Source organism: Hydrotalea sp. AMD (assembly GCF_004100315.1).
Taxonomy (GTDB): Bacteria; Bacteroidota; Bacteroidia; order Chitinophagales; family Chitinophagaceae; genus Hydrotalea; species Hydrotalea flava.
The window spans coordinates 1-2,654 of the sequence record NZ_SCKY01000073.1; the positions used below are offsets into that span (position 1 = coordinate 1).

Below are 2,654 nucleotides of genomic sequence, written 5' to 3' on the forward strand. Positions count from 1 at the left end.
ATCATGAAAATATAAAAGTTTAAAAAGCCTACGCCAATACCCCCATAAAAAGCATTTACCATCATTCCCAACATGGTACACATGCCGGCAAGCGGCATAAAACTATCATGCATCGCATTTACAGAACCATTACTGGTTACTGTGGTAACAATTCCCCAATACGCTGATGCAGCAGCCCCCAAACGCACTTCTTTGCCTTCCATATTGCCCGAGGTTTGTTCTATTCCCATTTTTGCAATGGCAGGATTCCCTGCAGTTTCCATTATAATGGTGGGTGCTAATAATAAAAAGAAACCCACCGTCATTACCCCAACAATTAGCCAGGCTAATTTTTTCCGTTTCAGCATATAGCCCATTGTAAATATTAATGCAATGGGTAATAATGCAATGGCTATGGTTTCAACCATATTGGTGAAATAATTAGGATTTTCAAATGGATGAGCCGAGTTAGGCCCGAAGAAACCTCCTCCATTTGTTCCCAACTGTTTAATGGCAACAAATGCTGCTACCGGCCCTCTGCTTACCTGAACTGTATCGCCCTGTAATGTAGTAATGGTATCTTTACCCTTAAACGTCATGGGCATACCGTTCAATAAAAACAGAACTGCCATTATAAAAGCAATGGGTAATAAAATCCGGGTACAGCTTCTTACAAAAAGAAAGTAAAAGTTACCCAAAGAATGGTTTGCACCCTCTTTCATAGCCTTAAAAACTACAACACATATTGCCATTCCGCAACCTGCACTGATAAATTGAAATAACATTAAAACTAACTGACCCAGATAAGACATACCTGTTTCACCGGAATAATGCTGCAGATTGGTATTTGAAATAAAACTTACAGCAGTATTAAAAGCCAGATCGGCCGACATGGAGGGATTGTGATCAGGGTTTAGTGGCAAATGCGCCATATTGGTTAAAACCAACATGGCCAGAACAAACCAGATAAAATTAATGGTGAGTAATACTTTTAAATGTTGCTTCCAATTCATTTCTATTTTCGGATCAACGCCTGATATTCGATAAATCAGTTGATCAATTGGATTGAAAATGGGATCTAACCAGGTGGTTTCTCCTGAAAATAATTTACCCATATACCTGCCTAACGGAATGGCTAACAATACCGTTATCATAAACATGGCTATGATGCCATACATTTCAGTATTCATTTGCATTGTTTAATTTAGTTTAGAATATCAATATGTTCACTGTAAAATGCAGCACGGTAGTGGTACAGCTTAACATTCATTACCCAAAATTGACAGCTCATCTGCTGTGTTAAAATTTTTCAGGATGAATTAAAACATAGCACATATATACAAATACTATAATCGCTACAAAAAATAATAAAAGCATAAGTTTAAATTTTTTCGAACCAATGAATCATTACGTTAAACAACAGAAACGCTAACAGACCGGTAATTAGTAAAAGTAAAAACAGCATGTTGGTATTTTTTATGTTTAAATAATATAAGCAGTTTAAGTGGATGATACATCATTCCATTCTTTAACTGTGCCAATATATTTGCAAAACAAGTGCCAGCTAAAATAAAATACATGAAAATCCTTACTGGAAATGAATTATAAAAATAATATAGTATATATATACAACAATAAACCCTTTCAAAATAAAAGGGTTCACACTATCATTTTAAAAGGGTATGCCTTATGCGCAACACCAAAATAAAAATAAAACTATTATTCAACTGAACTCGTTATTTTATACTCTTCAATTTTTCTGTACAAAGTAGTTAGGGCAATATTAAGTAAGCGTGCAGTTTCTGTTTTATTACCCCGGGTATATTGCAGTACTTTTTGTATGTGTGCTTTTTCAACGGCAGCCAGCTCTAATGAAGTTGCAGGCATATTACCCATTTCTAAATCGGGTACCTGATAAAAATCAACCGGTAAGGAAGTGGGTTCTAATATATTATTTTCAGTTAAAATAACACTTCGTTCAATAATATTTTTCAGTTCACGGATATTTCCTTTCCATGTATGTTTTTGTAACAATTGTATGTATGCCGGAGCAATGCCGGTTATTTTTTTATTTGTTTTTTCCGAAAAATATTGTAAAAAATGATTGGCTAATAATGTAATATCGTCAATACGTTCCCGTAAGGAAGGCAGTTGTATTTGAAATACTGAAATACGGTAAAACAAATCTTCCCGAAAGCGGCCGGCATTTACTTCCTTTTTTAAGTCGCGGTTAGTTGCCGCAATTAATCTAACATTTACCCTGGTAACATTGTTATCGCCCACTTTCAGAAATTCGCCTGTTTCTATTACACGCAGTAGTTTTGCCTGCAAATCGAGGGGCATTTCACCTATTTCATCTAAAAAAATGGTACCCTCATTGGCTTCTTCAAAAATACCTTTAGTATCTTTTATAGCACCGGTAAATGCACCGGCTTTATGTCCAAATAATTCATTTTCCAATAATTCTTTACTGAAGGCGGAACAATTCACTGCAATAAAATTACCGTTCTTTCTTTTTCCTGCCTGATGTATGGCCTGTGCAAAAACTTCTTTACCGGTTCCTGTTTCGCCGGTTAATAAAACAGTGGCATCTGTTTGTGCTACTTTTCGGGCGGCTTCAATGGCTAATTGAATACTTTTTGAACAACCAAGTATACTGTTTAATGCATATTTAT

3 protein-coding genes are annotated in these 2,654 nt (G+C 35.5%); all 3 read right to left on the bottom strand.

Annotation, left to right across the window (positions count from 1 at the left end):
- Positions 1–1,169 (bottom strand): potassium-transporting ATPase subunit KdpA (kdpA, locus tag EO766_RS18025; protein ID WP_287101769.1); only part of this gene is annotated, 1,169 nt, incomplete at its 3' end.
- A gap of 109 nt (positions 1,170–1,278) precedes the next feature.
- A complete protein-coding gene (locus EO766_RS18510; RefSeq protein ID WP_074420511.1) occupies positions 1,279–1,356 on the bottom strand; it encodes a potassium-transporting ATPase subunit F in 78 nt (25 codons plus the stop codon).
- Between the two features lie 342 nt (positions 1,357–1,698).
- Positions 1,699–2,654 (bottom strand): sigma-54 interaction domain-containing protein (locus EO766_RS18030; RefSeq protein ID WP_287101770.1); only part of this gene is annotated, 956 nt, incomplete at its 5' end.